Annotated in this window: 30 protein-coding genes; 18 read left to right on the top strand and 12 right to left on the bottom strand. The window is 69.2% G+C overall.

Annotated features, from left to right (window positions below; genetic code table 11):
* The first annotated feature begins 45 nt into the window (after positions 1-45).
* Positions 46-231, top strand: coding sequence for a DUF6104 family protein (locus OG230_RS24175; RefSeq protein ID WP_043224942.1), 186 nt, complete (start codon positions 46-48; stop codon positions 229-231).
* A 15-nt stretch (positions 232-246) separates the two neighbouring features.
* Here the strand turns inward: OG230_RS24175 and OG230_RS24170 are convergent, their stop codons facing one another.
* Positions 247-1,104: a hypothetical protein gene (locus tag OG230_RS24170; protein WP_328905814.1), complete on the bottom strand. Its 858-nt coding sequence runs from the start codon at positions 1,102-1,104 to the stop codon at positions 247-249.
* 156 nt (positions 1,105-1,260) lie between these two features.
* Here OG230_RS24170 and OG230_RS24165 point away from each other — a divergent pair, with 156 nt between their 5' ends.
* Positions 1,261-2,118, top strand: coding sequence for a DUF4097 family beta strand repeat-containing protein (locus tag OG230_RS24165; RefSeq protein WP_328905813.1), 858 nt, complete (start codon positions 1,261-1,263; stop codon positions 2,116-2,118).
* 1 nt (position 2,119) lies between these two features.
* On the top strand, positions 2,120-3,094 hold the full coding sequence (locus tag OG230_RS24160) for a PadR family transcriptional regulator (protein ID WP_328905812.1): 975 nt from the start codon (positions 2,120-2,122) through the stop codon (positions 3,092-3,094).
* Positions 3,095-3,121: 27 nt separating this feature from the next.
* On the opposite strand, the gene OG230_RS24155 is transcribed toward OG230_RS24160, so the two are convergent.
* From OG230_RS24155 to OG230_RS24140, 4 genes are all read right to left on the bottom strand, one after another.
* The gene (locus tag OG230_RS24155) at positions 3,122-3,694 is read right to left on the bottom strand and encodes a Clp protease N-terminal domain-containing protein (RefSeq protein ID WP_328905811.1); all 573 of its coding nucleotides are present in this window, start codon (positions 3,692-3,694) and stop codon (positions 3,122-3,124) included.
* Positions 3,694-3,903: a helix-turn-helix domain-containing protein gene (locus OG230_RS24150; RefSeq protein ID WP_328905810.1), complete on the bottom strand. Its 210-nt coding sequence runs from the start codon at positions 3,901-3,903 to the stop codon at positions 3,694-3,696. Before OG230_RS24150 ends, OG230_RS24155 begins: the two co-directional genes overlap by 1 nt.
* 67 nt (positions 3,904-3,970) lie before the next feature.
* Positions 3,971-4,936, bottom strand: a complete 966-nt coding sequence (locus OG230_RS24145; RefSeq protein WP_328905809.1) for a zinc-binding dehydrogenase — start codon at positions 4,934-4,936, stop codon at positions 3,971-3,973.
* A 188-nt stretch (positions 4,937-5,124) separates the two neighbouring features.
* Positions 5,125-6,384, bottom strand: coding sequence for an NAD(P)-dependent malic enzyme (locus OG230_RS24140; RefSeq protein ID WP_328905808.1), 1,260 nt, complete (start codon positions 6,382-6,384; stop codon positions 5,125-5,127).
* Positions 6,385-6,908: 524 nt separating this feature from the next.
* Between OG230_RS24140 and OG230_RS24135 the strand changes: the two genes are divergently transcribed.
* Genes OG230_RS24135 through OG230_RS24125 form a run of 3 tightly spaced genes read left to right on the top strand, consistent with a single transcriptional unit; the run spans position 6,909 to position 9,603 of the window.
* Positions 6,909-7,865: an ABC transporter substrate-binding protein gene (locus OG230_RS24135; protein WP_328905807.1), complete on the top strand. Its 957-nt coding sequence runs from the start codon at positions 6,909-6,911 to the stop codon at positions 7,863-7,865.
* Positions 7,866-7,894: 29 nt separating this feature from the next.
* Positions 7,895-8,845, top strand: a complete 951-nt coding sequence (locus OG230_RS24130; protein WP_328905806.1) for an amino acid ABC transporter permease — start codon at positions 7,895-7,897, stop codon at positions 8,843-8,845.
* The gene (locus OG230_RS24125) at positions 8,842-9,603 is read left to right on the top strand and encodes an amino acid ABC transporter ATP-binding protein (RefSeq protein WP_328905805.1); all 762 of its coding nucleotides are present in this window, start codon (positions 8,842-8,844) and stop codon (positions 9,601-9,603) included. Before OG230_RS24130 ends, OG230_RS24125 begins: the two co-directional genes overlap by 4 nt.
* 60 nt (positions 9,604-9,663) lie before the next feature.
* Here OG230_RS24125 and OG230_RS24120 read toward each other — a convergent pair whose 3' ends face one another.
* The 3 genes from OG230_RS24120 to OG230_RS24110 form a co-directional block, all read right to left on the bottom strand.
* A complete protein-coding gene (locus OG230_RS24120; RefSeq protein ID WP_328905804.1) occupies positions 9,664-10,437 on the bottom strand; it encodes a hypothetical protein in 774 nt (257 codons plus the stop codon).
* Positions 10,434-10,922, bottom strand: a complete 489-nt coding sequence (locus OG230_RS24115; RefSeq protein ID WP_328905803.1) for a SigE family RNA polymerase sigma factor — start codon at positions 10,920-10,922, stop codon at positions 10,434-10,436. The genes OG230_RS24120 and OG230_RS24115 overlap by 4 nt, the downstream gene beginning before the upstream one ends.
* A gap of 137 nt (positions 10,923-11,059) precedes the next feature.
* Positions 11,060-11,821, bottom strand: coding sequence for a class I SAM-dependent methyltransferase (locus OG230_RS24110; RefSeq protein ID WP_328905802.1), 762 nt, complete (start codon positions 11,819-11,821; stop codon positions 11,060-11,062).
* An 88-nt stretch (positions 11,822-11,909) separates the two neighbouring features.
* On the opposite strand from OG230_RS24110, the gene OG230_RS24105 reads away from it, so the two are divergent.
* Positions 11,910-12,539, top strand: coding sequence for a CGNR zinc finger domain-containing protein (locus OG230_RS24105; protein WP_328905801.1), 630 nt, complete (start codon positions 11,910-11,912; stop codon positions 12,537-12,539).
* On the opposite strand, the gene sodX is transcribed toward OG230_RS24105, so the two are convergent.
* Complete coding sequence (sodX, locus tag OG230_RS24100; RefSeq protein ID WP_328905800.1) at positions 12,443-12,880, bottom strand: nickel-type superoxide dismutase maturation protease; 438 nt, start codon at positions 12,878-12,880, stop codon at positions 12,443-12,445. The two genes, OG230_RS24105 and sodX, sit on opposite strands and share 97 nt — an antisense overlap.
* Positions 12,881-13,061: 181 nt before the next feature.
* Here sodX and sodN point away from each other — a divergent pair, with 181 nt between their 5' ends.
* Complete coding sequence (gene sodN / locus OG230_RS24095) at positions 13,062-13,457, top strand: superoxide dismutase, Ni (protein WP_014154121.1); 396 nt, start codon at positions 13,062-13,064, stop codon at positions 13,455-13,457.
* Between the two features lie 7 nt (positions 13,458-13,464).
* Here sodN and OG230_RS24090 read toward each other — a convergent pair whose 3' ends face one another.
* Both OG230_RS24090 and OG230_RS24085 read right to left on the bottom strand, forming a co-directional pair.
* Positions 13,465-14,619, bottom strand: a complete 1,155-nt coding sequence (locus OG230_RS24090; RefSeq protein WP_328905799.1) for a tyrosine-type recombinase/integrase — start codon at positions 14,617-14,619, stop codon at positions 13,465-13,467.
* A gap of 24 nt (positions 14,620-14,643) precedes the next feature.
* Positions 14,644-15,144, bottom strand: coding sequence for a helix-turn-helix transcriptional regulator (locus tag OG230_RS24085; protein ID WP_328905798.1), 501 nt, complete (start codon positions 15,142-15,144; stop codon positions 14,644-14,646).
* Between the two features lie 120 nt (positions 15,145-15,264).
* Here OG230_RS24085 and OG230_RS24080 point away from each other — a divergent pair, with 120 nt between their 5' ends.
* The 5 genes from OG230_RS24080 (at position 15,265) to OG230_RS24060 (ending at position 20,210) form a co-directional block, all read left to right on the top strand.
* Entirely contained in the window at positions 15,265-15,459 is a 195-nt protein-coding gene (locus OG230_RS24080; protein ID WP_328905797.1) for a helix-turn-helix transcriptional regulator, read from the top strand.
* A gap of 143 nt (positions 15,460-15,602) precedes the next feature.
* Positions 15,603-17,042, top strand: a complete 1,440-nt coding sequence (locus OG230_RS24075) for a DUF3631 domain-containing protein (RefSeq protein WP_328905796.1) — start codon at positions 15,603-15,605, stop codon at positions 17,040-17,042.
* Positions 17,043-17,357: 315 nt separating this feature from the next.
* Positions 17,358-17,927, top strand: coding sequence for a hypothetical protein (locus OG230_RS24070; RefSeq protein ID WP_328911513.1), 570 nt, complete (start codon positions 17,358-17,360; stop codon positions 17,925-17,927).
* Positions 17,917-19,596 (top strand): relaxase/mobilization nuclease domain-containing protein, encoded by a 1,680-nt coding sequence (locus OG230_RS24065; RefSeq protein ID WP_328905795.1) that lies wholly within the window; start codon positions 17,917-17,919, stop codon positions 19,594-19,596. The genes OG230_RS24070 and OG230_RS24065 overlap by 11 nt, the downstream gene beginning before the upstream one ends.
* Before the next feature lie 74 nt (positions 19,597-19,670).
* Positions 19,671-20,210: an NUDIX hydrolase gene (locus OG230_RS24060; protein WP_328905794.1), complete on the top strand. Its 540-nt coding sequence runs from the start codon at positions 19,671-19,673 to the stop codon at positions 20,208-20,210.
* A 4-nt stretch (positions 20,211-20,214) separates the two neighbouring features.
* Here the strand turns inward: OG230_RS24060 and OG230_RS24055 are convergent, their stop codons facing one another.
* Positions 20,215-21,525: a hypothetical protein gene (locus OG230_RS24055; RefSeq protein WP_328905793.1), complete on the bottom strand. Its 1,311-nt coding sequence runs from the start codon at positions 21,523-21,525 to the stop codon at positions 20,215-20,217.
* 149 nt (positions 21,526-21,674) lie between these two features.
* Here OG230_RS24055 and OG230_RS24050 point away from each other — a divergent pair, with 149 nt between their 5' ends.
* From OG230_RS24050 to OG230_RS24030, 5 genes are all read left to right on the top strand, one after another.
* Positions 21,675-22,127: an ATP-binding protein gene (locus OG230_RS24050; protein WP_328905792.1), complete on the top strand. Its 453-nt coding sequence runs from the start codon at positions 21,675-21,677 to the stop codon at positions 22,125-22,127.
* A complete protein-coding gene (locus OG230_RS24045) occupies positions 22,115-23,227 on the top strand; it encodes a radical SAM protein (protein ID WP_328905791.1) in 1,113 nt (370 codons plus the stop codon). The genes OG230_RS24050 and OG230_RS24045 overlap by 13 nt, the downstream gene beginning before the upstream one ends.
* 3 nt (positions 23,228-23,230) lie before the next feature.
* Complete coding sequence (locus OG230_RS24040; protein ID WP_190874806.1) at positions 23,231-23,368, top strand: hypothetical protein; 138 nt, start codon at positions 23,231-23,233, stop codon at positions 23,366-23,368.
* A 77-nt stretch (positions 23,369-23,445) separates the two neighbouring features.
* Positions 23,446-24,255: an aminoglycoside phosphotransferase gene (locus OG230_RS24035; RefSeq protein WP_328905790.1), complete on the top strand. Its 810-nt coding sequence runs from the start codon at positions 23,446-23,448 to the stop codon at positions 24,253-24,255.
* A 173-nt stretch (positions 24,256-24,428) separates the two neighbouring features.
* Positions 24,429-24,926, top strand: a complete 498-nt coding sequence (locus OG230_RS24030) for an NUDIX domain-containing protein (RefSeq protein ID WP_328905789.1) — start codon at positions 24,429-24,431, stop codon at positions 24,924-24,926.
* Positions 24,927-24,988: the final 62 nt, after the last annotated feature.

The following is a 24,988-nucleotide window of genomic DNA, read 5'->3' as shown; positions in this document are numbered from 1 at the left end:
CCTGGTGGGGACCATCACCGTTCTCACCCGGAGCGAGCGCAGCACATGTATTTCACCGATCGCGGCATCGAGGAACTGGAGAAGCGGCGGGGCGAGGAGGAGGTCACCTTCGAGTGGCTGGCCGAGCAGCTGCGCACCTTCGTCGACCTCAACCCGGACTTCGAGGTCCCGGTCGAGCGCCTCGCCACCTGGCTGGCCCGGCTGGACGACGAGGACGACGACGACGCGTAGGGATCGCCGGCACCCTCAGCGGGGCCGGCCCTCCGCTTCGTCCCTGATCCGGTTGTAGGCGAGCCCCAGGGCGCCCTGCGCCAGCAGCACCGCACCCGCCACGAGCCAGCCGCCGCTGCGTCGCCTGGCACCCGCCAGCAGGAGCGGGACCCCCACGACGAGCTGGGCGGCGGCGATCGCCCGGGCCCTGGGGCCGCGCACCCACGGGCCGAGGCTCCCGCGCTCGACCGCGTCGAGTTCGACGCGTACGGCATCGCGCCAGCCGGCCCATTCGATCCGTTCCGCTTCGCGCTGGGCACCGGCCGCGGAGCGCAGCCGGTCGGCGGGTTCCCCGGGACCGACTCCGGCCGGCAGCACCACTCCCGTGCGGGCGAGGACGGCGAGCAGTCCGCGCAGCCTGGCCTCCGCGTCCGCGTCGGGGTCCGGCCGGGTCAGCGCCTCCAGCGCCTGGACGTCCAGGACGGGGTCGAGGCCGAGGCGGGCCGCGAAGGTGCGCATGGCCTCGTCCTCGCCGACGGGGGTGCCGTCGGCGAGCCAGACGTACCCGACGGGGCGGCGGAATCCGGAGGCGAGGGTGTAGCCGGCCCGGTCGCCGTCCCACCACAGGGCGAGAACCGGCCAGGTGGAGCCGACCGCGAGTGCGGTGGCCCAGCCGCCCATGACCCGGTCGACGGGCTCTCCCCCGTCGTCACCCGGCCCCTTCCCGGCCCCCGGCCCCTCGCCCCGCCAGGGCTTGCCCTCCGGTACGAGCACACTCCAGTCCTCCCCGGCCGGCGTGAGGACCATCGGTTCGCGCAGGAGATGCGCGGTCGGCCGTACGGTCTCGGGGTCGGCCCGGCACAGCAGCAGCGCTCCCACGGATGTCGCGTTCATGCCTCACACGCTAGGGCAATTTGCCCGCATTTGGAGCACTTCGACCAGCGAACCCCGCCCTCCGACCGCCCTTGACTTCCCCGATCCGCGATATATCGTGTTCCGCAAGAGACGCGATATGTTGCGTCATTCCGCGCCCAACGGAAGGTCAGATCCATGCCGGTGTCGACGTGGGCCATCGCCGAGCCTCGCAAGCTCACCTTCGACGACCCGGTGACGGCGCTGCATGTGCGCATCGTCAACGGGGCCGTCAACGTGGTCGGTACCGACGAACAGCACGCCCGGCTGGAGATCTCGGGCGTCGAGGGACCCCCGCTCGTCGTGACCCAGCAGGACGGCACCCTCACCGTCGCCTATGAGGACCTGCACTGGAAGGGGTTCCTCAAGTGGCTCGACCCGAAGAACCTCCGGCGCCGCGCGGTCGTCTCGCTCACCGTTCCGGCCGGCTCGTCCGTCGAGGTCGGTGTCGTCGGCGCCGGAGCGGTCGTCTCCGGCATCCGGGGGCGCACGGACGTGCGCGGCGTCAGCGGCGACACCACCCTCGTCGGCCTCTCCGGCGCGGTGCGCGGCGAAACGGTCTCCGGGAGCCTGGAGGCCCAGGCGGTCACCGGCGACCTCCACTACCAGTCCGTGTCCGGCGACCTGACGGTCGTCGAGGGCGCCGGAAGCTCCGTGCACGCCGAGTCGGTCAGCGGGGACATGGTGCTGGACCTCGACCCGTCCGGAAAGCCCACCGACATCCGGCTGGCCACGGTCTCCGGCGAGATCGCCATCCGGCTGCCGCACCCCGCCGACGCGAAGGTCGAGGCGAACACCGCGAGCGGCACGGTCTCCAACGCCTTCGAGGACCTGCGGGTCTCCGGCATGTGGGGGTCGAAGAAGATCACCGGGACCCTGGGCGCCGGAACGGGAACACTGCGCGCGACGACGGTGTCCGGCTCGATCGCCCTGCTGCGCCGCCCGCCGGCCGAGGACGGCCCGTACGACACCGAGCCGACCGGAAAGGTGCTCTGACATGGCCCCCGTATTCGCACACGGCCGACTGCGTCTCTACCTGCTGAAGCTCCTGGACGAGGCCCCCCGCCACGGCTACGAGGTGATCCGGCTGCTGGAGGAACGCTTCCAGGGGCTGTACGCGCCCTCCGCCGGAACCGTCTATCCGCGGCTCGCCAAGCTGGAGGCCGAGGGCCTGGTCACCCATGCCACCGAGGGTGGTCGCAAGGTCTACTCGATCACCGACGCCGGACGCGCCGAACTGGCCGGACGCAGCGGCGAGCTGGCCGATCTGGAACTGGAGATCCGCGAGTCGGTCGCCGAGCTGGCGGCCGAGATCCGCGACGACGTGCGCGGGGCGGCGGGCAGGCTGCGCAGCGATATGCGGGCGGCGGCCTCCGAGTCCCGGCACACCGCCGGCGGCAAGGCCGGAGGGGCGCCCGACCTCGGCGACCTCGGCAACAACGAGGCGTGGCGGCTGGCGAAGGAAGAGCTGCGCAAGGCCAAGCAGGAGTGGAAGGAGCAGGCCCGCCGGGCGAAGGACGAGTCGCGGCGCGCCCGCGAGGACGCCCAGCAGGCCCGCCGCCAGGCCCAGGAGGCCCACGAGCGGGCGAGCGAGCAGATGCAGAACGCCGCACGCCAGGTCCAGGAGCACTTCGCGCGGGGCGACTGGCCCAAGGGCGTACGGGAGGGGCTGGCGGAGATCACCGGGCAGCTGGGGAGCTTCGCCAGGGCCGGCGCCCGGCCCCCGTACGCCAAGCCGGACACCGCCGACGCGGACCCGCACTGGGGCGGCGAGACCGCGGGCTCGGGCGACCCGGCCCGCGACCTGGACCGCCTGCTGGACCGCTTCCGCGACGAGATCCGCGACGCGGCCCGGGACCGGGGCGTGACGGAGGACCAGCTGACGGAGACCCGGCACCATCTGTCGGCGGCGGCGGCCCGCATCGGGGCGCTGCTGCGGAAGCCCGGCGACGGCGCCGGCCCGAAGGACTGACGCGGCGAGGCCCGGCGCGAGGGGGAGTCAGCCCGCCTTGGCGTGCCCCTCGCCGCCGGCCCCGTACAGCGCCCGCTCCACCGCCGCGTACGTCGCCCCGTGTTCCGCGAGCACGTCCGCGACCACACCGGGGCGGGCGGTGAGCGCCAGCAGAAGGTGCTCCTCGCCGATGAAGCGGTCGCCGCGGCCCAGTGCCACCCGGAGGGAGTTCTCCAGGATGCCCTTCGCGCCGCGTGTGAAGGGCCTGCGCCCCGACCACCGGCGCCGCCCCTTGCGGTCACCGGCCAGCGCGCCCTCGCCGTGCGCCCCTTCGACACGGGCCACGATCTCCCCGACGTCGATCCCGATGCCTGCCAGCGCGTCCGTGTCCGCCCGGGTCAGACCGCCGCGCCGGCGCGCGTCGGCGAGGGCCGCCTCCACCGAGGCGCGCCGGTCGGTGAGACCGAGCGCCGCGGTGGCGAAGGAGGCCCGGCCACCCTCCTGGTCCAGGAGGGCGAGCAGCAGATGCTCCTCGGTGATCACATCGGCCCCGGCCCGTTCGGCATGGGTGACCGCGCCCGTCACGGTGGCGCGGGCACCTGCGGTGAATCGCTCGAACATCAAAGCCTCCCGTGCTTCTTGTGGACGGCCTGCCGGCTCACGCCGAGCTCGGCCGCGATCTCCTGCCACGACCAGCCCTGCGCGCGGGCACTTCTCACCTGGACGTCTTCGAGCTGCTCCAGCAGCCTCCGCAGCGCGGCGACGGCCCGCAGCCCGACACGCGGGTCACGGTCACCGGCGCGCGCGGCGAGATCCGTTGCTTCGGTCATGATGTCAACCTACGTTGACAGTTCGGGAGTGTCAACCATCATTGACAGAAGCGGGCACCGGAACGGCTCAGGAGGACGTCAGGACGATCTTCCCGAACTGGTCGCCGGAGGCGAGCCGTTCGAACCCCTCGCGGGCCCGGTCCAGTGGCAGCACCTCGTCGATCACGGGGCGCACACCGGTGGCCGCGCAGAACGCCAGCAGACTCTCCAGCTCCTCCTTCGAGCCCATCGTCGAACCGACGACCTTCAGCTCCAGGAAGAAGATCCGGGTGAGCTCGGCGTGCGCGGGACGGTCACCGCTGGTGGCACCGGAGATGACCAGGGTGCCGCCGGGCCGCAGCGACTTCACCGAGTGCGACCACGTCGCCGCACCCACCGTCTCGATGACGGCGTCGACACGGTGCGGGAGACGGGCGCCCGACTCGAACGCCTCGACGGCCCCGAGTTCGACGGCCCGCTTGCGCTTGGCCTCGTCGCGGCTGGTGGCGTAGACGCGCAGCCCGGCCGCCTTCCCGAGCACGATCGCGGCGGTGGCGACGCCCCCGCCCGCGCCCTGGACGAGTACGGAGTCACCAGGACGCACCCCGGCGTTGGTGAAGAGCATGCGGTACGCGGTGAGCCAGGCCGTCGGCAGGCAGGCCGCCTCCTCGAAGGAGAGCTCCTTGGGCTTCGCCAGGACGTTCCACGACGGGACGGAGACCTGCTCGGCGAACGTGCCCTGATACCGCTCGGTGAGGATGGAGCGCGGCTCGTTCGCGCCGACTCCGTGGCCCGTCTGGCCGATCACGGAGTGCAGGACGACCTCGTTGCCGTCCTGGTCGATTCCCGCGGCGTCGCAGCCGAGGATCATCGGCAGCTTGTCCTCGGCGAGGCCCACGCCCCGCAGGGACCAGAGGTCGTGGTGATTGAGGGACGCGGCCCTGACATTGACGGTGGTCCAGCCGGGACGCGCCGCGGGCGCGGGGCGTTCACCCAGCTCGAGTCCGTTGAGGGGCTGGTCGCGGTCGATACGTGCGGCATAGGCGGCGAACATGGCCCCGACGATAGGGCGGGGCGGGTCGCGGCGTAACCGGCGGAGGGTGTGACGCGCGCCAAACCGGTGCGCCCGCACCCCGTTCCGGCCACTCCGGCATGCGAGAGCGGGGTCCCGGATACGGGAAAGGGTGGGGGTGACGCGGCCCGCCGCAGGCGTACCGCGTCACCCCCACCCCACCCACCGCGTCAGCGGCGCGCCACGCCCTCGGCCCGGGCAGCCGCGGCGACCGCCGCGGTCACCGCGGGGGCGACCCGCTCGTCGAACGGCGACGGGATCACGTAGTCCGCCGCGAGCTCGTCGCCCACGACGTCCGCCAGCGCGTTCGCCGCGGCGATCTTCATGCCCTCGGTGATCCGGGAGGCCCGGACCTGGAGCGCGCCCGCGAAGATGCCCGGGAAGGCCAGCACGTTGTTGATCTGGTTGGGGTAGTCCGAACGCCCGGTCGCCACGACGGCCGCGTACTTGTGCGCGATGTCGGGGTGGACCTCGGGAGTCGGGTTCGCCATCGCGAAGACGAACGCACCGGGAGCCATCGAGGCGACGGCCGGCTCGGGGACCGTACCGCCGGAGACGCCGATGAAGACGTCGGCACCGGCCAGCGCCGTCTCCAGCGTGCCGGAGATGCCCGCCTTGTTGGTGATCTCGGCGAGTTCGCGCTTCACGTCCGTCAGGTCCTCGCGGTCCCGGCTGACGATGCCCTTGCGGTCGGCGACGGCGATGTCGCCGATGCCCGCCTCCAGCAGGAACTTGGCGATGGCCACCCCGGCCGCGCCGGCGCCGGAGATGACACCGCGCAGATCACCGAGGGTCCGGCCGGAGAGCTTCGCGGCGTTGCGCAGGGCCGCGAGCGTCACGACGGCGGTGCCGTGCTGGTCGTCGTGGAAGACCGGGATGTCCAGGCGCTCCTGGAGCTTGCGCTCGATCTCGAAGCAGCGGGGCGCCGAGATGTCCTCCAGGTTGACCCCGCCGAAGGACGGCGCGAGCCGCACCACGGTCTCGACGATCTCGTCCGCGTCCGTCGTGGCGAGCGCGATCGGGACCGCGTCGACGCCGCCGAACTGCTTGAACAGGATCGCCTTCCCCTCCATCACGGGGAGGGACGCCTCGGGACCGATGTCCCCGAGGCCCAGCACCGCGGTGCCGTCCGTCACGACGGCCACGACCTGCGACTTCCAGGTGTAGTCGTTGACGAGCTCGGGGTTCTCGGCGATGGCGCTGCACACCTTGGCCACGCCGGGCGTGTAGGCGAGGGACAGGTCGTCCTTGTCGCGCAGGGGGACGGTGGCCTGGATGGCCATCTTGCCGCCGCGGTGCAGGGCGAACGCCGGATCGAAGGGTTCGTCCGGAGCGCCGGTCAGGCTGCCCGTACCGCTGATGTCGTTGTCCGCACTGGCCGCACCGTGCGTCTTGCTGTCGCTGCGAGGATTGACGATCTCCGCTGCCATGGTATTGACCCCTTAAGTCTTCATCGTTTGAGGGTGGCCACTCCTGGTTGAGGAGGGGTGGGCGGGGACCGCGTACGCGCCTGGCACCGAACGGGTGGCCCGCTCCGCCAGGGGAGGTACATACGCGCGGGCGCGCCGCACACGCGCCCTGAGCCCCGGATGAGGGGTGTAAACGTCTTTCTTACCGGATGAACCGCACCTCGGACGAGTCGGTATCGACGCGGTGACATGACTCATAGTCGAATATCAGGACAAGTCCACTCAGCGCTATAAAAGTCGTCCAGCAGTCGAGACACGCCGGAGATTCTCCGGCCTGAAGGCAGAATTCCAACAGAAGGTCCGGCCTTGATGTACCGGCCTGTTGGGGTACGGGGGTGGCCCGTTATGCGATTTTGACATGCCCGGCACCCTGAATGGGCTAGTCCGAATGGCAAGATGCCTGAATCACACAGGGTGGCGATACTCGCTAGGGAGTTCGCTTCCCACCTGGCAGCTCACCCTCACCACGCCGGAGGATCCCCACCATGACCGCAAGCACCACTCGTCGTACGACCGCAAAGTCCCGGATTGCAGCGGTCGGCGCCATCGCGGTCGCCGGCACCATGCTGCTGACCGCGTGCGGCGACCAGACCGACAGCGGCACCAAGAGCAACGAGACGTCCACCACCAAGGCCGCTCCGCTCGCCGACCTCGTCCCGCAGGACATCAAGGACAAGGGCGAGATCAAGGTCGGTTCGGACATTGCGTACCCGCCGGTCGAATTCAAGGACAAGTCCGGCAATGTCGTGGGCATCGACCCCGACCTCGGCGCCGCACTGGGCAAGCAGCTCGGCGTGAAGTTCACATTCGAGAACGGCACTTTCGACACCCTGATCACGGGTCTGCGTTCCAAGCGTTACGACCTCGCGATGTCCGCGATGACCGACACCAAGGACCGCCAGGACGGCGTCGACTCGGAGACCGGCAAGAAGGTCGGCGAGGGTGTCGACTTCGTCGACTACTTCACCGCCGGTGTCTCGATCTACACCAAGAAGGGCGACACCAAGGGCATCACGACCTGGGCCGACCTCTGTGGCAAGAAGATCGCCGTCCAGCGCGGCACCGTCTCGCACGACCTCGCCAAGGCGGAGTCCGAGAAGTGCACCGGCGGCAAGAAGATCGCCATCGAGGCGTTCGACACCGACCTGGAGGCCCAGACCCGGCTCCGCAGCGGCGGAGCCGACGCCGTTTCCTCCGACTTCCCGGTCGCCGCGTACGCGGTGAAGACCTCGGGCGGCGGCAAGGACTTCGAGATCGTCGGCGACCAGGTCGAGGCGGCCCCGTACGGCATCGCGGTCGCCAAGGGCAACGACGAGCTCACCAAGGCCGTCCAGGCGGCCCTGGACGCGATCATCGAGAACGGCGAGTACGAGAAGATCATCGCCAAGTGGGGCGTCGAGGCCGGCGCGGTCACCGAGGCCAAGATCAACGGCGGATCCTGACCGGATTCCGGCGCTGAAGGGCACCGCCTGTGACTGACATCAAGAAGACGGGGCCGGCCGACGAGCCGCCCACTCCCCCGACGCCGGCAGCCGGCCCGGAGGCCATCAAGGCCATCCCGGTCCGGCACTACGGCCGGTACCTCTCGGCGGCGCTCGCGATCGCCGCGTTCGCGGCGATCGTGTACGCCTTCTCCCAGGGCAAGATCAACTGGGACGCGATCCCGGACTACTTCTTCGACGACCGCATCCTCAAGGGTGTCGGGCAGACTCTGCTGCTGACCGCCCTGTCGATGGTGATCGGTGTGGTCGGCGGCATCCTGCTGGCCGTCATGCGCCTGTCGAAGAACCCGGTGACCTCGTCGATCGCCTGGTTCTACATCTGGTTCTTCCGCGGCACCCCGGTCCTGGTCCAGCTCTTCGTCTGGTTCAACCTGGGCCTGGTCTTCGAGTACATCAACCTCGGGCCGGTCTACAAGGACGAGTGGTCGTCCTTCATGACGCCGCTGCTGACCGCGCTGCTCGGCCTGGGTCTCAACGAGGCCGCCTACATGGCCGAGATCTGCCGTGCGGGTCTGCTCTCGGTCGACGAGGGCCAGACGGAGGCCTCGCAGGCGCTGGGCATGAGCCACAGCAAGACGCTGCGCCGCATCGTGGTCCCGCAGGCGATGCGCGTGATCGTGCCGCCGACGGGCAACGAAGTCATCAACATGCTCAAGACGACGTCACTGGTCGCCGCCGTGCAGTTCAACGAACTGTTCCGGTACGCCCAGGACATCGGGCAGACGTCCGGCGCCCCGGTCGAGATGTACTTCCTGGCCGCTGCCTGGTACTTGGTCATGACCTCGGTGCTCAGCGTCGGCCAGTACTACCTGGAGCGGTACTACGCACGGGGTTCGAGCCGGACCCTGCCGCCGACCCCGCTGCAGAAGATCCGGGCCAACGTCCTGTCCCTGGGCCGCCCGAAGGGAGGCAGCGCATGACCGCCATGGTGAAGGCCGAAGGCGTCCACAAGTCCTTCGGCGCCGCGCACATCCTCAAGGGCATCGATCTGGAGGTGGCCCAGGGCGAGGTCTTCTGCCTCATCGGCCCCTCGGGCTCCGGCAAGTCGACCTTCCTCCGGTGCATCAACCACCTGGAGAAGGTCAGCGCCGGCCGGCTGTACGTCGACGGCGAGCTCGTCGGCTACCGCCAGAAGGGCGACAAGCTCTACGAGCTCAAGGACAGCGAAGTCGCCGTGAAGCGCCGGGACATCGGCATGGTCTTCCAGCGCTTCAACCTGTTCCCGCACATGACGGCCATCGAGAACGTCATGGAAGCGCCGGTCCAGGTCAGGGGCGAGTCGAAGGCCGTCGCCCGGGAGCGGGCCGTGCGCCTGCTGGACCGGGTCGGGCTCTCCGACAAGGCGAAGAACTACCCGTCGCAGCTCTCCGGCGGACAGCAGCAGCGGGTGGCCATCGCCCGTGCGCTGGCCATGGAGCCGAAGCTGATGCTCTTCGACGAGCCGACGTCCGCGCTCGACCCGGAGCTGGTCGGTGACGTCCTGGACGTCATGCGCGGTCTGGCCGAGGACGGCATGACGATGATCGTCGTCACCCACGAGATGGGCTTCGCCCGTGAGGTCGGCGACGCGCTGGTCTTCATGGACGACGGCGTGGTGGTCGAGTCCGGCCACCCGCGCGACGTCCTGACGAACCCGCAGCACGACCGGACGAAGTCGTTCCTGTCGAAGGTGCTCTAGGCACGTAGACGGAAGGGGCGGTACGGACTCCACGTCCGTACCGCCCCTTCGTGCGTCCGGCTACTTCTTCGGCAGCAGCTCCGGGCTCAGCATCAGCGTGCGCAGCTGGTCGCGGGTGAGCGGCGGGCTTGCGAGTACGGGCCCCAGCGACCCCTTCCCCGTGAAGCCGGTGATGTCCCTGGCGGACAGCGCCGTCCCGTCCCCCAGCGTCAGCTGCCCCTTGAACTCCGTGCCCCACCGCGGTTCACCGTCGCCGGAGAGGACCGCCGGGCGCCAGATGGTCAGCACCCGGCCGTCCGGCAGCTCTTCGCGCACACAGTCGGCCCGGTCCGCCTGCTCCTCGGCCGTCCGCTCGCAGAGGTCGTCGGCCAGGCCCTTCCCGCCGGTCTTCGCGGCCAGGTACTCCCGGTCCATGATCCCGAGGGAGAGGTAGCCGACGCCCCCGTCCCTGCGGACGGCGTAGTGGCCGTCCAGCGGCCCCAAGGGCTTCTCCTCGCGCTGCGAGGCGTCCGCCTGCTTCAGGAGAACGGCGAAGGAGACCTGTTCGACCGCCCCCACGTCCGCGGGCAGCAGCTCGGCCAGCTTCTGCGCCCCTCCGCTCGTGCCCGCCGCCTCCGCGGGGGCCGCCACGGAGGTCTGCCGCGTCCCTGCCTCCTGGGACACCTGCGGCACCACGGCCACGCCGACAGCGGCGACAGCCAGCGCGGCGGCCGAGACCGTGACGCGCCGCCGCCACCGCACCCTGGCGGCCCGCGTGTACACCGCTTCCGTGGAGATGACCGGCCGCCCCGCCTGGTCCGCGACCCGCCCCAGCAGCTCCTGCACGTCGTTCATACCGGCTCCTCCACCATCTCGGCGCGCAGCGCCGCCAACCCCCGAGCCGTGTGGCTCTTGACCGTGTTCTCCCGCATCCCGAGCAGCGCGGCCGTGGCCTCGACGCTCAGGTCCTCCCAGTAGCGCAGCACCAGCACGGCACGCTGCCTGGCCGTGAGCCGGGCGAGCGCCGCCCTGACCATCAGCCCGGTGTCCGTGTCGGACGCGGTGAGCGCCCTCTCGGGCAGTTCGCCGTACGCCCGCTCGCGGCGCCAGAAGCGGCGCCTGGAAGCGATGAAGGTGTTGACCAGGGTCTTGCGCGCGTACGCCTCGATGTTGTCGAGGCGCCCGTGACGCCGCCCGCCCAGCACGACCTTGACCAGCGTCGTCTGCACCAGGTCCTCGGCCTCGTGCCGGTCGCCGCACAGCAGGTAGGCGCTGCGGAACAGCGCCGTCCGTCTGCTCTCGACGTAGGCGTGCAGCGCGGCATCGTCGTCGATCCGCATCCCCGCCCCTCTCCGGGTCCGCGAGTGCGGACCGTCTCACCCTTCCAGTGCGCCGGGGTGCCCGTGGGGTTGCAGGGGTCCGGATACGAAGAACGGGGCGGCCCGGACCGAGGTCCGCACCGCCCCGCGCCTCCGTGCTACTTGACGGCGAGCACCAGGCTGTCCGAGGGGGAGGCCCAGACCGCGCGGGCCTCCGCGAAGCCCGCCTCGCGCAGGGTGCGGGCGTGCCACTGCACGGACGGCATGTCGCCGTCGGCGTGCTCACCGTAGATCTCGAACCGCTCGGCGGTCGGTCCCGCGAGCACCGGGTCCTGGGCGGCGAGGGCCCACCAGTCGGCCCAGTCGAGGACGCCCGCCGCCTTGGCGCGGTCCATCCCGGCATGCCGGTGGGCGCGCTCGGCCGCGTTGATACGGGGGGTCTCGGCGTCGATCATGCGGTCCGCGTTCATGAACAGACCGCCGTCCCGGACGAGTTGGCCGATGCGTCCGTACAGTGCGGCCAGCGGCTCGCTGTGCAGCCAGTGCAGCGCGGTGGCGGTCAGGACGGCATCGTACGAGTCGAAGGGGAGCCGCTCCGCCCAGGAGGGCTCCTTGAGGTCGGCGGTGACGAAGGTGACCCGCTCGTCGCCGTCGAAGGTGCCGCGGGCGATGGCGAGCAGCGCGGGGTCGAGGTCGACACCCGTACTCGTCGCCTTCGGGAACCGCTTGAGGAGCCGGTCCGTAATACTTCCCGTACCGCACGCCAGGTCGAGCACGCGCGGTTCGGGCCCCACGACCGCCTCGACCATGTCCAGCATCACCCGGAACCGTTCCTCGCGGTCCGGCATGTACCACTCCTGCTGCCGGTCCCAGCTCGTCTGCCATGCGGGCCAGTCGGCGCCCGTCACTGTTTCCGTCACCCGAACCTCCACGTAATACCCAATTGCCGCGACCACCCATTACACTGGTCGATGCATCGACCTTAGACCGACGCCGTAAGGACTACAAGTGGAACTGGCCTATTACTCGGACTACGCCGTGCGCCTGGTCAACACCGAGGAGCCGGCCCGCAACAAGGACGCCCTCACCTCGGTCGACGCCGTCCGTGAGCTCTTCGGCGCCAACGCACAGGCCGCCCGGCGGGCGACCGACGCGGACGTGACCCGGTTCCGGTCCGTACGGGCGCGGCTGCGCGCGGTCTTCGAGGCGGCCGACGGCGGCGACGAGACGCTCGCGGTGGACTTGCTCAACTCGCTGCTGCTGGAGTTCCCGGTGAGCCCGCAGATCTCCGGCCACGACACCCGGGACGAGGACGGCAAACCGGACTGGCACATGCACCTGGCCGACCACCCCTCGAACGCGACGGCCGGTTACGCGGCGATCGCGGTGATGGGCCTCGCCTTCCACCTCACCTCGCACGGCGTGGACCGGCTCGGCCTGTGCGAGGCCGCACCGTGCCGCAACGCCTACCTGGACACCTCGACCAACCGGTCGCGGCGCTACTGCTCGGACCGCTGCGCGACCCGGGCCAACGTGGCCGCCTACCGGGCCCGCAAGCGCCTGGAGACGGAGCGGTCGGCGGAGACGGTCCTCAGCGCGGACGCCGCCCAGCCCAGCACGCCGAGCACCGACCTCTGATCCCGCTTCAGCGGCCGGTAGCGGGCCCGCACCCGGGCGAGCACCAGTTCCTCGGGCACCGTCCCGTAGTCCGTGCTGTCGCCGCCCGCGAACGTGTTGTCACCGAGCACCCACCAGCCGCCCCCGCGGCGCTCGGCGGCACGCTTCACGACCAGCAGGTCCTGCTGGAAGGGATGCCGCAGGATCACCACGTCCCCCGGGCGCACCGGCGCCCCGAACTGCACGAGCAGCAGGTCCCCGTGATAGAGCGTCGGCACCATCGACGGCCCCGTCACCTCGACCACCTGAAACCTCACGCGCGCCGACCGTCCTCGCCCCGGCCCCTGTGTCAGCCCCGGCATCTCCCTGGCACCTCCCGGTCCGTCCTCCAGTACACCGCCACCGCAGCGCTCCGTACATTCGGCCACTGGTCCCATCCTCACCCTGGACTTTTGGCCTAAGCCCATGGGGGCACCCGCAAAAACCCGGGTCTCACGGAGTAATGTCCCACCTGAGAAGACGATCACGAGGAAGGACAGCTCAATGCTTTCCCGCCTGTTTGCCCCCAAGGTGAAGGTCAGCGCGCACTGCGACCTGCCCTGCGGTGTGTACGACCCGGCCCAGGCCCGCATCGAGGCGGAGTCCGTCAAGGCCGTCCAGGAGAAGTACCAGGCCAACGAGGACGCGGACTTCCGCACGCGCGCCGTTCTGATCAAGGAACAGCGTGCCGAGCTCGCGAAGCACCACGTCTCGGTGCTCTGGAGCGACTACTTCAAGCCCCCGCACTTCGAGAAGTACCCGGAGCTGCACCAGCTGGTCAACGACACCCTGAAGGCGCTCTCCGCGGCCAAGGGCTCGAACGACCCGGCGACGGGCCAGAAGGCTCTGGACCTCATTGCCCAGATCGACACCATCTTCTGGGAGACCAAGAAGGCTTGATCTACGGTTAGGCCGTCTGACCTGCTATTTCGCCGGTCAGGCTCCCTACCGGTCCGCACCCGGTCCGCAGGCCGCCGAGCACGGCGTCCATCACGGACCGGGTGCGGTCTTCTTCCCCCGGCCACAGGTGCGCGTAGATCCGCAGCGTGATGACGGCGGACGCGTGGCCGAGGACCAGCTGCACCTGCTTGACGCTCGCACCGCCCGCGATGAGCGCGGAGGCGTAGAAGTGCCGCAGGTCGTGGGTCACCATGTGCGGCAGCTCGACGGGCTTGCGGCCCTCACGCTTGGCTGCTTCGCTCTCCGCCGCCTGGAGCGCCCTACGTGCGCAATTCCACTCGGTTTTCCAGCGGCGGTAGTTGAGCGGTTCCCCCTCCTCCATCGTGAACAGCCACTCCGTGGAGGGGCGCGCGGCGAGGTGCCCGAGGAGCGCGTCGGTGACGACCTCCCCGACCGGAACCGTACGCCGGGACTTCGCGGTCTTCGGCGGGCCGATCTTCCCCGACTGGAGCCGCTGCCGCTCCACGCGAATGCTGCCGGCCTTGAAGTCGACGTCCGACACCTTCAGGCCCAGCAACTCACCTATGCGCAAGCCTGACCCTGCGAGCACGACGACGGCTGCCCGGATGTACGGCGGCATCACGCGTGCCATGGCCTCCACCTGGGCGACGGTGGGCGGAGTGACCTCCTCGTCCGGCATGACCGGAAGGGTGATCCGGCGGCACGGAGTGGATGCGATGACCTTGTCGTCCACGGCCGCGGTCATGACGCGCACGAGGACGTCGTGGACGTTCCGGACGCTGCCGGGGCCGAGTTGGTCGGACAGGTGCTTGAAGAGCACCTGTATGTCATTACGGCGTATCGCCGCCAGTGAGCGGGCGCCCAACGCCGGTACGAGGTGGAGCCGGAGCGCGTTATCGGTGATGCGCTCACCCGCCTCGCTCGCGATGAGCGAGCCCTGCCACCTCTCGGCGTACTTCTGGAACGTGATGCGACCGGCGCGCGGGTCGACGTACTGACCGGTGACCACGCTGGTCGTGACTTCGTCGAGCCAGCGCTGGGCGTCGAGCTTCCGGTCGAAGTGGCGAGCGTGCTCCTTGCCGTCGAGATCACGGTAGCGGGCGCGCCATTTGCCGTTGGGGCGCTTCTGTACGTTCGCCAAGTGGCTTCTCCTCTGTGCTGGTTGTCAGTAGTGGCCCCCGTCCTCGATGTCGCCGCTGAGGACGCGCGCGTCTCGCTCGTCCCCCATGAGGCGGAGGCACTGCTCGTGGATCGCCCGCGAGCTGTCCGGGTGGGCCTTGATGTGGCCGGCGACGGCGACCACGGCACGGTGCAGACGGTCGCGGGCGTCACGGGTTTCGTAGAACGCTTCGACGGCTTCCTGGACGAGCCGTCGGCTGTCGACGTCGAGCCCTTCGAGGGGCGGCGACATCAGTTCTTCGAGGGGGAGCTCGAAGACGCGGGAGAAGGCGAGCGCCTCGTCGAGGTTGATCCGGCGACGGGGTGAGCCGTTCTCGATGCGCCAGACGGCCGTCTGGTTCATCTTCACGCCGGCTCTGGTCACCCGTTCGGCCAGCTCGGTCGTGCTCCACCCTCTGACCTCGCGCTCCAGGGCCACGCGGCCCGCCACGTTGCCTTCGCTGTAGAGCAGCGGCACCTCGCCACCCTCGGGCTTCTCGTTTGCCATCGAACCTCCATCGCGACCGTCGCTATCCAAATTGAAACACGGACTTCCCGATTTGGCTAACCGGCGATCATGAGGTACTGATTATGCAGATCGAATCACCACTTAGCCGAATGGGAACGCATGCGATACCTGACCACCGCCGAGGTAGCCGAGCGCTACCGCACCGCCGAGAGCACCGTCCGCTACTGGCGCCAGCTCAAGAAGGGGCCGCGCGGCATCAAGGTCGGCAAGCGGGTGCTCTACCCCGAGGCCGAACTGCTGCGCTACGAGCGCGCGCTGATCGACAGCGGAGACGAGTGGGGCCTGGCCTCATGAGCCGCCGGACCGCCCGGACACAGGAACGGCCCTCGGCGCGCCTACGCCGAGGGCCGGAGATCCCCTTGCACCTCGCCCATCCCTGAACGAACTGGTCGGGGGCGAGACCTTGCCCGTCTCGCCCCCACCTGAGAGGAACATCTATGAAGGACCCTACGTCCCCCGCCACCTCGAAGGCATCCGGTGTTGCCTGGCCACCGATCGCGGTCCCGGGCCAGGGTCTGCCTCGCGACCGAGAAGCACTCCCCGCCATCGGAGGCCCGCCCGCCGATGCTCCGAGCCGGAGCTCACGCGATTCGCGACCTGCCGAAACTAGTGCCCCGACAACAGCGTCGGACAGCGCAGGCGTTCCTGCTCCAGGCGGACCAGAGTCCCAAGATAGCGGCGGGCCGGCAGGCGAAGGCAGCGCGCTGCTGGACGATCTCCGCACGGCGATCGGGCGGTACGTGGTGCTGCCGAGCGACGAGGCCCTGACCGCCGTCACCCTCTGGGTCGCGGCCTCCCACATCCAGCCCGGCCTCCAGCACGCGCCACGGCTTGCCGTGGTGGGACCGACCAAGGGGTGCGGCAAGTCCCGTCTCCTGGACGTTCTCTACGAGACCGTCCACCAGCCGATGATGACGGTGAACACCTCCCCCGCGGTCGTCTTCCGCGTCATCGGCAAGAACCCGCCGACGCTGCTGGTGGACGAGGCCGACACAATTTTCGGCCCCAAGGCGGGCGACAAGGAGGACCTGCGCGGCCTGCTGAACGCCGGGCATCAGCGCAACCGGCCAGCCTGGCGGATCTCCGGGCCGGAGCACAAGCCAACCGCGTTCCCCACCTTCGCGATGGCGGCGCTGGCCGGTATCGGCGACCTGCCGGACACGATCATGGACCGCGCGATCGTCATCCGCATGCAGAAGCGCAAGCCGGGCGAGCGGATCACCCCGTTCCGCTCGCGGTACTCCGTGCCGGAACTGCACGCGCTGCGCGACCGGCTGGCCGACTGGCTGGTCCCGCTGCGCGGCACCGTCGCGGGCGCGGTGCCGAAGATGCCCGTCGAGGACCGCGCCGCTGACACATGGGAGCCGCTCGTCATCGTCGCCGACCTCGCCGGCGGGCACTGGCCCGCGCGGGCACGTGCGGCCTGTCTGGCGATGACGCGCAACGAGGTGGTCCAAGACGAGCAGACGACGCTGAAGACGCGGCTGCTGCGTGACATCCGCCGCGTCTTCGACCAGGAGGCCGGCAAGGAGGCCATGCGCAGCCAGGACCTGCTCGCCGTGCTCATCCAGGACGCCGAGGCCCCGTGGGCGGAGTACGGCACGAAGGGGCTGAACGCCTACCACCTGGCGAATCTGCTGCGCGACTTCGGTATCAGCCCGGCCAACTACCGATTCGAGAACGGCAGGCAGGCCAAGGCGTACGCCCGCAACCAGTTCGTGGACACATGGGCCCGCTACTGCCCCGACCCCGCCCTGTCGGCACCCACCGCCGAGGTGCCGGCACATCCGACCCGGGGCAGGCCGCCCGCCCCTCCGTCCGGGACGCTGCCCACCGGCCCGCCGGGAGGGCCCGCAGGCCCCAGGCCCACTCGCTGACACCAGGTCCGCATCAATCCGTCCCATCCGTCCCCGCGCAGGTCAGCGCGGGGACGGATCTCCTCGGCGTTACGGATCACTCCGTACCTGCCTCCGTCTCCGTACCTGTGCTGACCAGCCACGCGACGGATGCGACGGATGCGACGACGGGCCACCCCACACGACTGACGGAGCACCACCATGCCCGAATCGAACGCCGACGACCCCACCTCCCGCCGCCGCAGGAAGCTGTTCAGGCTCACCCGACGACCAGCAGCAAGCTGGAGCGAACGAGCCTCTAACGAGGCTTCGTCCGCGCTTGCCCCCGCCCCAGGGGTGGCGGAGGACAAGGCCGAGCGCCAGGGGGCGCCCGAGCCGAAGGAGGGGGCGGCCGAGGACTCTGGCCGGCCCGCAGCCGACTCCGCTCCTCCCCGTACGCCTACCGATGCCCAACCACTCGTCGAGCAGCCCTCCTGGCGGGATCTCGACGCCCCCGCCCTGCCCGCGCAGATGAACCGCAAGCGCACCGTGGAGAAGCGCGACCAGGAGAAGACCATTCGCTTCACGCGCACTGCGGTCCAGGTGATCAGCGCCGCCGCTCACCAGCGCGGTCAGAGGTTCGCCGGATTCGTCGGAGACGCGGCCCTGGCTGTTGCGCAGGGCAAGGCGGGGCTGGTCGGCAGTCCGGAGGACGATCCTCTCCGCCCGCTGATCGAGGCCGTCGAGGCGCACACCGTCGCACTGAACCGCATCGGCGGCAACCTCAACCAGATCACCGCAGCCATCAACCGAGGAACCGTGCCCGAGCGCGCCGAGACGGTTCTCGACCGCGTCGAGCAAGCAGCACAGAACAGCTTCCACCTCATCGACCAGCTCCTCGCGAACGGCACGGCTCATGGTTCCTGACGTCTCCACCGGCTCCGACAGCCGCGGACTGATCGCCTACCTCTTCGGCCCTGGCCGCCGCGACGAGCACACCAACCCCCACATCGTCGCCGCCTGGGACATGGCCGGCGCTCCCGACCCCGGCCGCGACCCGGCAGCCACCTACTCCCAGCTCGCCAGGCGACTCGACCACCACGTCGACCTCCGCACACGCGAGCTAGGCGGCAAGAAGCCACCGCAGCACGTCTGGCACTGCCCGGTCCGCACCGCGCCCGGCGACCGCTACCTCAGCGACGCCGAGTGGGCCGAAGTCGCCCGCCGCGTCGTGCACGCCACGGGCATCGCCCCAGACGGCGACGAGCGGGCCTGCCGATGGATCGCGGTACGCCACGCCGAAGACCACATCCACATCATGGCCACCACCGTCCGCGCCGACGGACGCGTACCCCGGACCCACCGGGGCGGGCAGAGGGCACAAGCCGAATGCCGAAAGATCGAGAAGGAAATGGGGCTCCGCCAACTTAAGAAGGGAGACGCCACCGCGCCCAAGACTCCCGCTGGTGCCGAGCGCGCCAAGGCGGAGCGCCAGGGCCGTGCAGTGACCACTCGCGCCTGGCTGCGCGAACAAGCGCACACTGCCGCTGCGGCGTCACGCAACGAGGAGGACTACTTCTCGATCTTGACCGATCTGGGCATCACGGTCCACACCCGCATCGGTCCCGAAACCGGTGACGTCATTGGGTACAGCCTTTCGGCCCCTGGTGACACTGCTGCCGGTGTGCCGGTTAAATTCGGCGGCTCCAAACTCTCCCCTGACCTGTCGATCCACCGCTTGCGCGAACGCTTCACCACGCAGCCAGCCGCCCCGCTGACCGCGCCACCGGCTCATCCGTGGCGCCAGGCCGAACGCTCTCTGCGCACTGCACACGCCGTCCTCACGGACCCGAACGGCGACGCGCACCAGGCTCAGGGCGAAATTGCAGCATTCGGCGACTTCCTCCACACCGCAGCCCTGCATGCGCCCCGCCCGCTGCGAGCTGAGATGCAGGCCGCGGCCAGCGCATTCAATCGCGCCAACCGGTCCATGATCCGCGCAGACCACCAGGTCGGCCACGCCCTGCGCAAGGCAGGACAGGAACTCCTCTATGGCACCAACAGCGCGGGCGACTTCGTCATCGCCGTCCTCGCCGCCACCGTCCACCTGGCCCTCGCCGCCGCCCGCTGGCATGAGCAGCGCGATCACCAACAGCAAGCAGCCTCCGCCCGGCAGACCCACGCCCGCCTCTGCAGTACCTACGAGGCACAGGCTGCACCCGTACTGTCCGAACTGATCCGTCGTGCCCCGCCCGCCGAAACCGTCACGCGCTACGAAGGCATCCTGCGGGCGACTCTCCCCGCCCAAGTCGACCGAATCCTGGCCGACCCCGCGTGGCCTGCCTTGACCGCCGCCTTGCGCCGCGCAGAGGCTGTCAGCCACTCGCCAGCTTCCGTTCTCACCGCAGCCGCTGAAGGACGTGAACTCGACACCGCCGAACACCCTGCCCAGGTACTGATCTGGCGGCTCGATAACGCGTCCAGCCGACGACTCGCAGCCGCAAGGGCAAGCAGCACAATGGCTACGGGGCCGAGCACCTCAACGGTCATGCCTGCTGACTCCAAAACTCCTCCCTCTCGTCGGCGTGGGCGATGATGCGCCAACCTGGCGGACGGATTCTCGTCAGAGTGACATGCTGGATACTTCACTGAAACAAGGGAGTTGGGCTCATGCAGTGGACCGTCCATGGCGAGCGGCAGATCTACAACAACCCATGGGTGAATCTCTGGCTTGTGGACGTCCAGCAGCCTGACGGCCGGCGGTGGGAACACCATGTGGTCCGGATGCGGCACCTGGCCGTAGCGGCCGTGGTCGACGACCAGAGGCGCGTGCTGATGATGTGGCGGCACCGGTTCATCACCGACACCTGGGGCTGGGAGCTTCCGATGGGCCTCATCGAGGCCGACGAAACCCCGGAGCAGGCTGCTGCCCGCGAGGTCGAGGAGGAGACCGGCTGGCGTGTGAAGGGCGTCAAGCCGCTGGTGTACGCGCAACCGGCGAACGGCATCACGGACTCCGAGCACTTCGTCTTCCGTGCCGAGACAGCCTCGTATGCGGGCCCACCGACCGAGTTGAACGAGTCCGACCGAATCGAGTGGATTCCGATCTCGGAGATCCGGGGCATGATCGACCGCCGCGAGGTCGTCAGCAGTGGCAGCCTGGTCGGTTTGCTGTATCTGCTGCTGGACGAGGCGACCGGCAGCTCGTAAGGGGTCAGCCGAGGGCTTCACGCATGCGTTGCTCGAAGGCGAGGACGGGGGCTTCGCGTGCGTAGGGCAGCATTCGGCGGTGAAGTTCCTGGACGTGGCTGCTCACTCGTGGCGAGTCAATGGCTGCGGCGAGGTCGAGGGCGAGGCTGGCGCTGGTGCATGCCTCGTCGAGTTTGCCCAGCTGGAGCTGGGCGCTGGCCAGCCAGTATGCGTGGAAGGCCCGGCCTCGCTGTTGGTCGGCATTTTCTCGACGTAAGCCCTCAGTGATGAGGGGTTCGGCGCGGGCTGGGTCGCCGAGGCGCGCGTAGGCGATGCCGGTGTCGACGAGGAGTTTCGTCTCGTCGAAGTACTGGACCCAGTCAGGCGCCTCGACTTCGTGTCCGCGTGAGCGTTCGTACTGGTCACGGGAGCGATCCACGGCCTGGTGGCAAGCCTGGGCGTCTCGAAGGGCGGCATGGGCGAACGCTTCTCGCAAGTGCAGCATCGACATGACGAGCGGCTGTTCGCCGGCGGCGCGGGCCCCGTCCTGGGCACGGCATGCAAGGGCCACGGCATCGTTCGGGTTGCCGTCGTAGGTGGCCAGAAGGCTCATGCAGGACAGCACATTGGCCATGAAGAGGCTGTCGCCTTGCGTGTGGGAGAGCTTGAGCGCCTGGGTGAAGTAGGTGCGAGCGGTGCTGTACTGACGGGCGTCGAAGTAGGCCCAGCCGGAAAGCCGTGCCAGCTCGGCCGCAACCCCTTGGAGGTCGTGCCGTAAGCCACCCTCGGCAGAGTCGAGGAGGCGGCCGACATAGCGCAGGTGTCCCACGACGGCCGGCCGCAGGGTCGCACCGCCGTGTGCGTTGTCTCGCCGCCAGTAGTCCTGGACCGAGGAGCGCAGGGCTGTGAGGGTGGAGCGGGTAGCACGGCCGTCGACCAGAGCGAGAAGGTCGTCCAATTCCTCTGCCGGTTCGGTGCGCTGAGGTTCGCCCGGTACAGCAGGAGAGGGCTCGGCCGGCCTATCCTCGGTGCGAGCTGGGGCAGGGATCTCCCAAGGTCGGTGGGCCAGGCCGAGCATCGCACCGGGGATGCGCAGGCCGTCGGAGACGCGCTCGATCACGTCGATGTGCGCCAAGCCGCGCCGCCCCGCCATGATCTCGCCGACTCTGCTCGGCGTCATGCCGCACAGCGCGGCGATCCGCGACGGGTAGATCCCGGCCTTGACTTTGACCAGCCGAAAGATGCGGGCGAAGTCCCGAGCGCGACAGGCTTCCTGCCATGCCGCGCTGGCCAGCAGGTCGGCCGGCAGGGCCCGGTGGGCCTGAGAGCGTGCCACTCATCCCCCTCACTCGCCCGTTCGGACGGACTGACATGGGACCGACTGCTGATGAGATTACCCACGTTGGGTAATCACTGTGACCTGATTCTGTGATCGCCGCAGCGGTGAACTTGTGTCCCACAGCCCGCCCGCGACGAGGGGACGCGATGCACGCGATGACGACGCACGACCGACAGACCACCCCGTTGCGGTGGCAGATGCAGTTCAGCCCGGTACGCAAGTGCGTGCCCCTGGCCCGCGCCCTCGTCTCCAAGACGCTCGCGAGCTGGGGATACGACCAGGAGGACATCGACCTGGTGGTCCTCGTCTGCGGAGAGCTCTCCGCCAATGCCGTCCAGCACGGCGGCAGACGAGGGCACCTCTTCGAAGTTCGGCTGACTGTTGACGGTCCACACTGCCTGGTCGAAGTCTCCGATGCTGGCCGCACCCCTCCCCGCCCCACCCAGGCCGGGGAGGACGACGAAGGCGGCAGGGGCCTGCTTCTCGTCGCAGCGCTCTCTGAAGAAACCGGCCACCACAACCGCCACCCGATCGGCAAGACCGTCTGGGCCCGCCTGATCCTCAGCAGCCCGAGCGAGGAGTCCGTATGCACGAGCTGATCGCTGCCCCGTACCTCGACCACCACCTCCTCGTACGGCCGGGCAACCCGAAGGCAGCACGCCTTCCCGCTCACTTATACGACGAACTGCACACCGCATCGGGTACCTCAGCAGTACCCGCGTGGCTGGCCGACGTGGCCCGTCAGGCTTGGAAGATCGATCTCAACGACCGACGCCTCAATGAAACTGTGCTGGTTCGCCCCCGCTCTCCGTATGCATACGGACGCGCCTCCTACGAGCTGAACCTCGGCTGCAACTACGACTGCGAACACTGCTACCTCGGCCTGAAGCAATTCGCCGGCCTGGAGTGGCCCGAGCGTGAGCGCCTGCTGCACGCCATTAGGGACTCGGGAGTGCTTTGGCTCCAGCTCACAGGCGGTGAGCCGATGATCGACAAGCTGTTCCCCGAGACGTACCGGCTGGCGTACGAGCTGGGCATGATGGTCGAGATCCTCACCAATGGCTCGCGTCTTGCCGCACCGAAGAACCTCGCCCTGCTGACTCGCTTGAGGCCGAACCGGATCACACTCAGCCTGTACGGGGCCACAGCAGAGTCCTACGACGGACTGACCCGGCGCCGGGGCGCGTACCGCATGTTCGTCAAAGGACTCGATGCAGCCCACGAAGCTGGGCTGCCCCTCGACCTCGCCTTGATCATCACCCGGCACAACGCCCATGAGGCCGACCAGATGCGCGCCTTCGCCGGCCGCTACGACCTGCCGTACCGCGAGTACACCCACATGTCGCCGACCATCTACGGCGGCGCGGAAACCCTCGCCACCCAGGCCCCGGACCACCTCGCAGATCGCGAACCCTTCAACGGCTGCAACGCCGGCCACACCTTCTTCCACGTCGACCCGCACGGCATGGCGACCATCTGCAAGGTTGGCCGTGACGAAGTGATCCCCCTCATGACAACGGGAGTCGAGGGCCTGAGCCGCCTTGGCGGCATCGCCGACTCTCTGATGCTTCGCACCGGTGGCTGCACCGGCTGCCAGCTCTCCGGCACCTGCCGGGTCTGCCGGCCGCTGGCCAAGGTCTACCAGGAGGCGAAGGCACCACTGGACAGGTACTGCCAACACGCGACTACAAGGAGCTGAACCATGACCGCCGTAGCAGTCGAGATCGCCCCCATCCGCCCGCTGTCCGAGCCTGATGCGGAGATCATCCTCATCGACGACGTGGACGCCTTCGCTGCGGCCACCACGCCCGGCTGCGGGGACGACAACCCGTACAACTGACCATCCCTTCAGGGGCTTTCGGCGGCACCTCGCGCCGGAGGCCCCTGTTGGCGCTTAGATCTGGAAACCTGACGGCCATGCCCGCACCCTCCATCACCTTCGGCAGTCTCCCCTCTGGCGCTCGTACCGCCATCGAAGCCGAGATCGGCTCGATTCTCAGGATCGAAGAGGTCAGCACCGGTCTTAACAGCTCCCTCTCCGCGCTCGCGCACACCGCCGGCGGAGTCGTCTTCCTCAAGGGCCTGCGCTCCGACCATCGCTGGGTCTGGACGCAGCAACGCGAGGCAGACATCAACCCGTACGTGACCCCGCTCGCCCCGCGCATGCATTTCCATGCCATCGCCGGCGGCTGGGATCTCCTTGGCTTTGAGGCCATCGACGGCCGCCATGCCGACTACTCCCCAGGCTCCCCCGACTTGCCCAAAGTGACCGGGGCCCTCAGAGAGCTCTCCTCTCTCCCTTGCCCTGACATCGAACTCCGGCACGCCGAACAACGCCTGGCTGGCTACGTCGCCGATCCCGCCGACGCGAAAGCTTTCGCAGGAAACGCGCTGCTTCACACTGACTGGAACAACCACAACGTTCTCATCACCCACGACCGCGCCCACCTCGTCGACTGGGGCTGGGCCACCCGCGGAGCCGCCTGGTTGGATCCCGCCCACTGGGTCATCTGGCTCATCGCGGCTGGCCACACGCCTTCTGCCGCAGAGGAGACGGTCGCGTTTCTTCCCGCCTGGGCATTGGCACCATCCCGAGCAGTGGACGCCTTCGCTGACGCCAGCGCGAACCTCTGGGAGGAGATCGCGGGCTCCGCTCCAGACGACTGGACAATGAACTTGCTCAACGCCGCACGGCTCTGGCAACAGCATCGAAGCAATCGCTCCTGACGGACGCAGCCTGCGGATGGATCAACCGTGGCGCAGCCTCCCGCACGTTGATCTCGTGCCACCGAGCACAGACAGGTCGGCGAACCTTCCGAACTGATCTCTTCTGCGGAAGTGCTACGGCGGCCCCTCGGAGCCCTCGCTCGACAATCAGTCCTATGTATGAAGGGACCCCCATGCCCCAGCAGACCGGCGACCAGCCGAAGGCCCTCAAGCCGGCGCTCGAATCGATGACCCTGCTGGTCGCTGCGGTCATCGTCCACGACAGGGCCACCAACCGCGTCGTCCTACTCAAACGCAGCGAGAACGCCAAGTTCGCCCAAGGTATGTGGGACCTGCCGGTCGGCAAGAGCGAACCCGGCGAGCCCATCACCGAGACTGCGGTCCGCGAACTCTATGAGGAGACCGGCCTCACCGTGAAGCCCGAGTCTCTCAAGGTCGCCCACATCATCCACGGCGCCTGGGGCGTCGAAGCCCCCAACGGCTTCCTCACCGTCGTCTTCACCGCCCACGAGTGGACCGGCGAACCCGAAAACCGCGAACCCCGTAAGCACTCTCAGGTCCGCTGGGTCCACGCCAACGCCATTCCCGAAGAGTTCGTGGACACCACCGCAAGCGCCCTCCACCGATACTTCACGGGGGGCCTAGAGGTTTCCCTTAACGGCTGGCAGTAGAGATGCCTGACCCTTCTTACGAACGCTTATCGACCACGGTGAACGCGTACATTGAGTCAGGG

This window comes from Streptomyces sp. NBC_00234 (genome assembly GCF_036195325.1).
Taxonomy (GTDB): domain Bacteria; phylum Actinomycetota; class Actinomycetes; order Streptomycetales; family Streptomycetaceae; genus Streptomyces.
Note: the sequence above shows the minus strand (reverse complement) of the source record. Positions and strands in the feature narration are given on the sequence as shown.

What these genes read in the sequence shown, in the direction of transcription:
- OG230_RS24175 (WP_043224942.1), top strand. Translation starts at nt 46, where the DNA reads ATGTATTTCACCGATCGCGGCATCGAGGAACTGGAGAAGCGGCGGGGC.
- OG230_RS24170 (WP_328905814.1), bottom strand. Translation starts at nt 1,104, where the DNA reads ATGAACGCGACATCCGTGGGAGCGCTGCTGCTGTGCCGGGCCGACCCC.
- OG230_RS24165 (WP_328905813.1), top strand. Translation starts at nt 1,261, where the DNA reads ATGCCGGTGTCGACGTGGGCCATCGCCGAGCCTCGCAAGCTCACCTTC.
- OG230_RS24160 (WP_328905812.1), top strand. Translation starts at nt 2,120, where the DNA reads ATGGCCCCCGTATTCGCACACGGCCGACTGCGTCTCTACCTGCTGAAG.
- OG230_RS24155 (WP_328905811.1), bottom strand. Translation starts at nt 3,694, where the DNA reads ATGTTCGAGCGATTCACCGCAGGTGCCCGCGCCACCGTGACGGGCGCG.
- OG230_RS24150 (WP_328905810.1), bottom strand. Translation starts at nt 3,903, where the DNA reads ATGACCGAAGCAACGGATCTCGCCGCGCGCGCCGGTGACCGTGACCCG.
- OG230_RS24145 (WP_328905809.1), bottom strand. Translation starts at nt 4,936, where the DNA reads ATGTTCGCCGCCTATGCCGCACGTATCGACCGCGACCAGCCCCTCAAC.
- OG230_RS24140 (WP_328905808.1), bottom strand. Translation starts at nt 6,384, where the DNA reads ATGGCAGCGGAGATCGTCAATCCTCGCAGCGACAGCAAGACGCACGGT.
- OG230_RS24135 (WP_328905807.1), top strand. Translation starts at nt 6,909, where the DNA reads ATGACCGCAAGCACCACTCGTCGTACGACCGCAAAGTCCCGGATTGCA.
- OG230_RS24125 (WP_328905805.1), top strand. Translation starts at nt 8,842, where the DNA reads ATGACCGCCATGGTGAAGGCCGAAGGCGTCCACAAGTCCTTCGGCGCC.
- OG230_RS24120 (WP_328905804.1), bottom strand. Translation starts at nt 10,437, where the DNA reads ATGAACGACGTGCAGGAGCTGCTGGGGCGGGTCGCGGACCAGGCGGGG.
- OG230_RS24115 (WP_328905803.1), bottom strand. Translation starts at nt 10,922, where the DNA reads ATGCGGATCGACGACGATGCCGCGCTGCACGCCTACGTCGAGAGCAGA.
- sodX (WP_328905800.1), bottom strand. Translation starts at nt 12,880, where the DNA reads ATGCCGGGGCTGACACAGGGGCCGGGGCGAGGACGGTCGGCGCGCGTG.
- sodN (WP_014154121.1), top strand. Translation starts at nt 13,062, where the DNA reads ATGCTTTCCCGCCTGTTTGCCCCCAAGGTGAAGGTCAGCGCGCACTGC.
- OG230_RS24085 (WP_328905798.1), bottom strand. Translation starts at nt 15,144, where the DNA reads ATGGCAAACGAGAAGCCCGAGGGTGGCGAGGTGCCGCTGCTCTACAGC.
- OG230_RS24080 (WP_328905797.1), top strand. Translation starts at nt 15,265, where the DNA reads ATGCGATACCTGACCACCGCCGAGGTAGCCGAGCGCTACCGCACCGCC.
- OG230_RS24075 (WP_328905796.1), top strand. Translation starts at nt 15,603, where the DNA reads ATGAAGGACCCTACGTCCCCCGCCACCTCGAAGGCATCCGGTGTTGCC.
- OG230_RS24065 (WP_328905795.1), top strand. Translation starts at nt 17,917, where the DNA reads ATGGTTCCTGACGTCTCCACCGGCTCCGACAGCCGCGGACTGATCGCC.
- OG230_RS24060 (WP_328905794.1), top strand. Translation starts at nt 19,671, where the DNA reads ATGCAGTGGACCGTCCATGGCGAGCGGCAGATCTACAACAACCCATGG.
- OG230_RS24050 (WP_328905792.1), top strand. Translation starts at nt 21,675, where the DNA reads ATGCACGCGATGACGACGCACGACCGACAGACCACCCCGTTGCGGTGG.
- OG230_RS24045 (WP_328905791.1), top strand. Translation starts at nt 22,115, where the DNA reads ATGCACGAGCTGATCGCTGCCCCGTACCTCGACCACCACCTCCTCGTA.
- OG230_RS24040 (WP_190874806.1), top strand. Translation starts at nt 23,231, where the DNA reads ATGACCGCCGTAGCAGTCGAGATCGCCCCCATCCGCCCGCTGTCCGAG.
- OG230_RS24035 (WP_328905790.1), top strand. Translation starts at nt 23,446, where the DNA reads ATGCCCGCACCCTCCATCACCTTCGGCAGTCTCCCCTCTGGCGCTCGT.
- OG230_RS24030 (WP_328905789.1), top strand. Translation starts at nt 24,429, where the DNA reads ATGCCCCAGCAGACCGGCGACCAGCCGAAGGCCCTCAAGCCGGCGCTC.